General features: G+C 67.9%; 9 protein-coding genes. 2 read left to right on the top strand and 7 right to left on the bottom strand.

Going from position 1 to position 6,630, the window contains the following annotated elements:
* Nucleotides 1–293: 293 nt before the first annotated feature.
* Genes ACTWQF_RS34275 through ACTWQF_RS34265 form a run of 3 tightly spaced genes read right to left on the bottom strand, consistent with a single transcriptional unit; the run spans nucleotide 294 to nucleotide 999 of the window.
* Nucleotides 294–482 (bottom strand): hypothetical protein, encoded by a 189-nt coding sequence (locus ACTWQF_RS34275; RefSeq protein WP_443283671.1) that lies wholly within the window; start codon nucleotides 480–482, stop codon nucleotides 294–296.
* Nucleotides 483–484: 2 nt separating this feature from the next.
* Nucleotides 485–775, bottom strand: coding sequence for a hypothetical protein (locus ACTWQF_RS34270; RefSeq protein WP_443283670.1), 291 nt, complete (start codon nucleotides 773–775; stop codon nucleotides 485–487).
* Nucleotides 772–999 carry a hypothetical protein gene (locus tag ACTWQF_RS34265; protein ID WP_443283669.1) on the bottom strand — a complete coding sequence of 76 codons (228 nt, stop codon included), beginning with the start codon at nucleotides 997–999 and terminating at the stop codon, nucleotides 772–774. Before ACTWQF_RS34265 ends, ACTWQF_RS34270 begins: the two co-directional genes overlap by 4 nt.
* Before the next feature lie 413 nt (nucleotides 1,000–1,412).
* Here ACTWQF_RS34265 and ACTWQF_RS34260 point away from each other — a divergent pair, with 413 nt between their 5' ends.
* Nucleotides 1,413–1,766 carry a hypothetical protein gene (locus ACTWQF_RS34260; protein ID WP_443283668.1) on the top strand — a complete coding sequence of 118 codons (354 nt, stop codon included), beginning with the start codon at nucleotides 1,413–1,415 and terminating at the stop codon, nucleotides 1,764–1,766.
* A gap of 149 nt (nucleotides 1,767–1,915) precedes the next feature.
* Here the strand turns inward: ACTWQF_RS34260 and ACTWQF_RS34255 are convergent, their stop codons facing one another.
* The 4 genes from ACTWQF_RS34255 to ACTWQF_RS34240 form a co-directional block, all read right to left on the bottom strand.
* A complete protein-coding gene (locus tag ACTWQF_RS34255) occupies nucleotides 1,916–2,506 on the bottom strand; it encodes a transcriptional regulator (RefSeq protein ID WP_443283667.1) in 591 nt (196 codons plus the stop codon).
* A 161-nt stretch (nucleotides 2,507–2,667) separates the two neighbouring features.
* Nucleotides 2,668–3,801, bottom strand: coding sequence for an acyl-CoA dehydrogenase family protein (locus tag ACTWQF_RS34250; protein ID WP_443283666.1), 1,134 nt, complete (start codon nucleotides 3,799–3,801; stop codon nucleotides 2,668–2,670).
* A complete protein-coding gene (locus ACTWQF_RS34245; RefSeq protein WP_443283664.1) occupies nucleotides 3,798–4,577 on the bottom strand; it encodes a DapH/DapD/GlmU-related protein in 780 nt (259 codons plus the stop codon). The genes ACTWQF_RS34250 and ACTWQF_RS34245 overlap by 4 nt, the downstream gene beginning before the upstream one ends.
* Before the next feature lie 332 nt (nucleotides 4,578–4,909).
* Complete coding sequence (locus ACTWQF_RS34240) at nucleotides 4,910–5,659, bottom strand: hypothetical protein (RefSeq protein ID WP_443283662.1); 750 nt, start codon at nucleotides 5,657–5,659, stop codon at nucleotides 4,910–4,912.
* A 209-nt stretch (nucleotides 5,660–5,868) separates the two neighbouring features.
* Here ACTWQF_RS34240 and ACTWQF_RS34235 point away from each other — a divergent pair, with 209 nt between their 5' ends.
* The gene (locus ACTWQF_RS34235; RefSeq protein WP_443283661.1) at nucleotides 5,869–6,348 is read left to right on the top strand and encodes an NUDIX domain-containing protein; all 480 of its coding nucleotides are present in this window, start codon (nucleotides 5,869–5,871) and stop codon (nucleotides 6,346–6,348) included.
* The last annotated feature ends 282 nt before the right edge of the window (nucleotides 6,349–6,630 follow it).

Genomic DNA, 6,630 nt, shown 5'->3' with positions numbered 1-6,630 from the left:
CGCCGCCGTTGATGGCATCCAGGACCGTGGCCTCAACGCTCACGTTGAGGTGGTCGCCGTGGTTTACCCAAGAGCCGTAGTCGGTGGTGATGTTCATCCGGGTCCTTCCGGTAAGGGCCTGGGGCTACTCCCCTGACCTCACACCACCAATATAGCTTCCTAAAATAGGAAGGTGCAAGCGGTGCGCGCGCCCGGCCTCTCCACGACAGGAACAGAGCCAGGGACTCCAGGACGTGGCCCAGGCCGGGGAGGAAGTGCGGTAAGTCCTCGGACGGGGCTTTGCCCACCACCACTCACAGATCCATCCCGCGCTGGGCCTGCTTGACGGCACGCACCGTGGGGGTGATGAAGTCGTACAGAAGGCGGAGCGCTCCGTCGCGCTGCTCGCCGACGGCGGCGATGTCACGGTGGATACGGCCGCGGGTACCCTTGCCGGACGGGTCGACGAGGTCGAGTCGGACAGGCCCCGAACGCACATACACCGCTACGAGCCCAGGGCACCGCGTACCGGGGGCGCGGGGTGCATGGTGGCCGGATCCCACAAATACCGCACCTCAAAGGTGCCACGAACGCCGTCCACAGTCAGGCTGATCTCCACGTGGTAGATCACCCTTCCATCGGGATGGTCCTCCCTGCTCTGCACCACAGCTGGTGTCCATCTGCCGTGGACCCGGATGCTGAGCACCGGCCGCGGGTGCGGATAGTAGCGGTAGACCGGCTCGGGCTCTCCCGGCCACCAGGGACGGACCTCAACCGCGTCCGGTCCCGCACTCACACCGTCTCCCGCTCACGGCGGGCCTGCCGGCACAACTCCACCCGCTGTGCGCCACGACCGTCTCCGACACCCCAGGCGGGGTGCCACATCAGGGCGGTGGACAGCCGCAGCAGGCGCCGCCGCAGGACGGTCGAGTCCCGCGACCGCCTGGCCAGCACCTCATAAGTGCGGTGCCACTCCTGCTGGATGTCGATCAGGTTGTGCGGAAGGTCAGGAACCGACATACCCCGAGTACATCAGATGTTCGAATATTTGTGCGAGCCCGTCCACCCCGGCGTGTCCTGTCTGGTTGTCCCGTCGCGCCGAAGGTTGACCAGTCTCACCGAAGTCTGGTCGCTCGGCTTCCGTCTCAACGGAAGTTAAGCGACCCGGTCACGAGCGACCTCTGGAGCGTCGGCCCCTGTTGAATCTGGCCCGTGTCACACCCTTCAAAGCCTGTACGAAGGTCGCAGGTGGCGCTTACCGTCAAACCGTGACAGAAGGAGCAGAAGGAACCTCAGGTGTGTCGGCGGATGATCTCCGCCGACTGGTGGGGGCAACCACAGTTGAGGGGGCTCGCGCTGAGTTCGCTCTGCGATGCCTCTTGGTGGGGCTCCTGGACTCGCAGTATGCGGGGATCGTCGCCGCAGGTGTGTCGGTGGACACGCTGAACGCCAACTGCAGAGCGATCGTCTCCGCACGCCTGGATCTCGACGAGGAGCAAAAGGCGAAGGCGAAGGACTTGCTAAGCAACATCAAGGGCTTGATGAGCGCCCGAAATCGCCTCGTTCACAGCATCCTGGCGATCGACCAGTCCGACGTTGCCGACGAGCAACCCCAGCAGATCACAGCGCTGTACTCGCAGCGCCAGAAGCCGGGCCTGTCGAAGACCATGTCGGTGGAGGAAGCGCACGCGGTGGCGGAGAAGCTGCGGAACGCTGCGAACGAGTTGCTGAGCTGGACGTTCTCGACCTTGCCTGCCGCATCCAGGCAGCAGGTACACCCTGTATAGCCGATCTGAAGGTCTCCCCTTCCATCGAGTCGCTCGCTTTCATCGGACTACATGAGGGCTCGACTACGTCGTGACCTTCGGCTTTACCGCTCAAGGTCCGATGAGAACAACTCAAACTTCGGTGCGACAGGACACTGGTGGTCCGTCCCTCAGGCGGAGAAGCCGACAGAGGTGGCGTACTCGTACTGCCCCCATTGCGAGCCCAGATCGGTCAGCCAGTCCTCCCACGCGTCCGCGAGCGCCTCGTCGTCCTGAGCGACCCAGGCGTCCACGATCCGGTCCCAGCTGCGGATCCGCAGCCGCCGGAACCCGGCCACATCCGTGGCGATGACCCGCTTACGGGGATCCGCGACCGCGCTCTGATCGAGCGGCTGGATCTCCACGCGGGTCCCCCCACGGGCATTCAGGCGTTGCAACAGGTGCCGGGCGACGTTCCGGCGCCGGTAGGCCCGGTAGGCCGCGTCGATGCGGGCCAGGTTGTCGCGGGTGGGGGTCTGCTTGTGCTGGAGCCACCGGCGCAGCGTGCCGCGGGCCACCGTGATTCCCGCATCCCTTATCGCCTCGTATCCGGCGGGTGAGTTGGTGAGGTAGTTCAGCCGCGCATGCAGCCCCCGGCGGGTGGTGACCGGCGAGCGGATGCCGCCTTCTATGGCCAAACGGTCCAGTACCTCACCCGCGAGATCGGCGCTCTTGCGGCCCTGGGCGCCGTAGAGACCGAAGTTGAGTGTCCTGTCCGGCATTCTCAGCTCACTTCTCGCTCGCGGTCGCTGCCTTCGGCCACCTTCTCAAGCCGGTAGGCGTGCTTGGGCACCTCGGTAATAACCTCACGTCCTTCGGAGAACAGTCGCATCTCCCTTTCCCGAGGCAGCGCCTCCCGGTGGAGGCGCTGCCTTCTGCCTGGCTACCTCTTCATCAGAGTTCTTCCGGCCGACCGCAGGAGCGAGTCATGGAGTCCGTCGGCGTACAGCAGCCCGCCGAGGTCTTGGCGGGCTTTCGCGATGGGTGAGTCGGCCCGGAACCCGCTCGCTCCTACAAGGGGCGCCAGGTCCTCCACTGCGCGGTGCGCCGTCTGGACACCGTGCGCCTTCACCGACCGGGCCCACACGTCAGCCTGTGGGCTGTCCTGTGCTGTCAGCCGGGCTGAGGTGACCGCCGAGAGGAACGCGCTGTTCAGGTCGGCGGCGGTACGGCCGAGAGTGACGAGCGTTGTGTCCCTGAGCCGTGGCAGCAGTTGGATCTGATGCCGTGCACGGAGAGTGCCAGTGACGGTGGTGTGGACCCCTGCGGCGGTGCCCAGCGCGGTGGCCGCCACGAGGGGGCGGAACGACGCGAAGTGCTCGCGGAAGATGCCGGCCCCTCCCTGCTCCCCACCGAGCCGGTACGGCTCTGATACGTGCACGTCCTGGAACGCCAGGGTGCCCCACGTCCACCCTCCGAGCCCGGAAGGCGTTTCCGGGGCACGGGATACACCGGGGCCGGCGGCCTCAACGATGACAGCCTGGATACGGTCATCCGGGTCCTTGCAGAAAACGACGAACGCGGCTGCCTCGCACAGACGGGACACCCAGCACTTCTCACCGTTCAGGCTCCACCCACCCGGCGCAGGGGTGATCCGGGCGGTGATCTCCTGCAACCGGCTGCCGCCGTGCCGCTCGGTCGCGGCGACGCCCACCAGCTCACCCCGTGCGAGACGTACCGCCCACCGGTCGAGTGCGGCCCCGGACCCGTGCCGCAGGATCATGCGCCCGTGCCCAGCACCCACAGTGTCCCGCAGGTCAAGGTCGTGAAATCCGCAGACGAACTGCGCCAGCGCCGCCACGGTTGCCCCTATGGGCCCGTTCCCGACCGGTGGCCGTTGTGGCGCGAGCGAGCGGCGCAGGGCGAGCAGCTGCTTTCCCTTTGCGGGGGCGGTGAACCGCTCGGTCAGAGCAGCCTCGAAGCGCCGCAGTGCGTCGATGTGAGTTGCGGTGAGGTCGGGCCATGCTGCGGCCCGTAGAGGGGCGATCCATCCGTCTGTGGCCGGTGTGGGGCTCACTTGGCGGCCTCCCCCGTGGGGCGGGCGGGGTTTCCGTACGCGGTGACCCGCGCGCCGATGCTGCGCGTGACGACCGAGCCCGCCCCGATCAGGGCGTCTTCGCCGATCTCCACGCCGCCGAGGATGGTGGAGCCGGTGCCGACCTTCGCCCCCCGGCGGAAGCGCGGCGGGACAAGCTCCGGAGCCCGTCCCCTGGTGTCCTTCCAGAGCAGGTGCTTGTCGTTGATCGTGCGGATTCCTGCGCCGAGGAACACCCGGTCTTCCGCCACCACTTCGGAGGTGAGGTGCGAGAGCGGGGAGCAGCGCACCCAGCTTCCGAGACGGCACGCGCGCTCGATCACGAGGTAATGCCCGATCAGGGTGTGGTCCCCCAGGGCCGAGTGGCTGCGGATGAGGGTTGCGTGTCCGACGGCGGTGTCGGTCCCGATGGTGACTCCGGCGTACACGGTCGCCCCGGCTCGCAGCACGGCGCCGGCACCGAGCGAGGTCGTGGCGCCTGCGCCGGGGTAGGTCTTGCCGACGGCGTAGCCCTCTTCCGGCTGGCCGAGCGTCACGTACTGCTCGACCCGGGCGCCCTCCCCGATGGTGGTGCCGCCGTGGACGATGGCGCCCGCGCCGATGCGGGCTTTGTCGTGGATGCGGATGGGGCGCAGGGTGCCCATTACGTCTTGGGGCTCGAACATCGCCTGGGGGCTGATCTGGCAACCGGTGCCGATCTCCAGTAGCCCGGCGGCCTCCAGCGCACGCCAATTCGCGCTGTCAATACGGCTGTTCACTTGGGTCCCTTTCGGGTGGTGATCTTCGACCGGTGGCCACCTGTCACTGGCGACCACCCACAAAAACTATACCCTCACTTCATCACGATCGAGATCACGGGAGACCATTTGCGCAGGTCGGAGCAGCGATAAGCCCCCGACGCGGAGCGTCGGGAGCTGCTGGGGGCCGCAGCCAGACGACCAGAATCACCGCCTACGCCGCACCGCGCTCGGACCTGTCCACCACCGGTCACCGCACCGGGACGCCAGAGGACGGGGACGTCCGGCGCGGAGCGCCCGGCCACTGCTGCATCCTTCAAGGAGCGGACGTCATTCGAGGCCGGGGCGCACGGTCAGCTCTTCTGGGGCGTCGAGTCGGGAGGGTTCTCGTCCGTCCTTCCGCGCCCCTGCTCCTGGCCCTCAGCCGCTGCCAGTGCACGGTGAAGACCGGTTCGGGGGTAGCCGAGTCGTTCGGCGGCTTGAGCTGGGGTCAGGCCGGGGTCTTCCCTGACCACGTCAGAGATCCTCTGTCCTCGTGCGGTCGCCAGTGCGTTCAAGGCCGTCGTGTAGGCGATACCCAGCTCCCGGGCAACCTGGGCGGCGGAGATGGCGGGGGCATCCGTCAGCAGGTCGGCTACCCGGGAGGCGATCTCGGTCCGGGGGACGGCGTCTCCGCTTCCCCGGGGCCGGCCGCCGCTGGGCTTGGGCCTTGCGCTGCTCCGGGACTGCTGGAAGGCACGTACCACCTCCCGGGGCCAGTGCTCGACTCCGGCCACGACCACCAGGTGGTCAGCGATCGCAGGGTCCCGCTTGTAGCCGTTCCACGTGTTCACCGCAACGCCGGCCTCGGCTGCAGCCTCATGACGGTCCAGCAGGTCCTGGGGGCCTTCCTCCGGAAGCTGCGGCACAGGCTCGCCCGCGTAGTAGGCAGTGATCTGCTCGCTGTCCCACAACAGGGTCTGTGCCGACGCCGAGCTGATCGGCGCCGGGTGGCCGGCGGCCGTGTACGGCTTGGTGTTCCGCACAGTGCCTTCCGACAGTCCCAGCTGCTTGGCCAGGCCGGCCACGGTCAGCACTTTGTCCCGACGCCCGGCCCGGATCATCCTGCACCTCTCTCGTTGATGGGTCCGCCTCGGGCACCCCGATGCCCGATTCTCTCTAACACCCCAGAATGTCGCGGCCTACACTGGAAGCGGTCGACCTACGGGTTGATCTTCGACGGTCGGCGCCCTTGTCACCCGCTTCGGCGGCTGGGCGCCGACCCCTTTTGGTGTCCGGCCGCGCGCCTGAGTCTCCAGCCGAGGAGTCCCCTGTGAGCACCGCATCCGAGTACGACAAAGGCTTGCCCCGCAAGCGGGCCGCCGCCGGTGTCCTGTTCTTCGACGAGGCGGGGCGGGTGCTGCTGGTCGACCCCGTCTACAAGGAGCCCTGGGAGATCCCGGGCGGTGCCGTGGAAGCGGACGAATCACCATTGCAGGGCGCGCGCCGTGAGGTGAAGGAGGAGCTGGGGATCGCGCCGGCGATCGGCGACCTGCTGGGCCTGGACTGGACCGCTCCCCGCCCCGAGCGCAGCGAGGGACTCGTCACCATCTTCGACGGAGGAGTGCTCACCCCGGAGGAGCTGCGGTCCATCCGGCTGCCCGCTGATGAGATCCGGTCCTTCGAGTTCGTGCCCGTGGACGAACTCGACACCCGGCTGATTCCTCTGCTCGCGCGACGGGTGCGCGCCTGCGTGAGCGCCCGGAAGCAGGGCCTGACCGTGTACATGGAGAACGGTCACCCGGTCTCGTGACGGGTCCGCCCGGTGCACCGGGAGGTCCGGTCGCGCTGCGCGCCCACTTCTTGAGTCTGCCGACGGCGGGCTCGGGCGCGCCGATTGGTCAGGAAGAGGCTGCCGTCTCCCCTGGGGTGACGGGATGCTTGCCACGGCCTCATGGGTGCGGCGTAGCGTGGGGCACATTGATCGTTTGGCGGGGGTGGCTTTGTGGCGGGCGGGGATCTGCGGGCGCTATTCCGCACGAATGACGGGGACTTGAGGGCGGCCGAGGCGTTCACGAACCGGCAGGCACAGTGG

The organism is Streptomyces sp. 8N114, from assembly GCF_052245835.1.
Lineage (GTDB): Bacteria > Actinomycetota > Actinomycetes > Streptomycetales > Streptomycetaceae > Streptomyces.
This window is presented reverse-complemented; position numbering and strand designations above follow the sequence as displayed.

Bases quoted from the DNA above. Each gene is read 5' to 3' on its own strand.
- ACTWQF_RS34265 (WP_443283669.1), bottom strand. From the start codon at position 999: ATGTCGGTTCCTGACCTTCCGCACAACCTGATCGACATCCAGCAGGAG.
- ACTWQF_RS34255 (WP_443283667.1), bottom strand. From the start codon at position 2,506: ATGCCGGACAGGACACTCAACTTCGGTCTCTACGGCGCCCAGGGCCGC.
- ACTWQF_RS34240 (WP_443283662.1), bottom strand. From the start codon at position 5,659: ATGATCCGGGCCGGGCGTCGGGACAAAGTGCTGACCGTGGCCGGCCTG.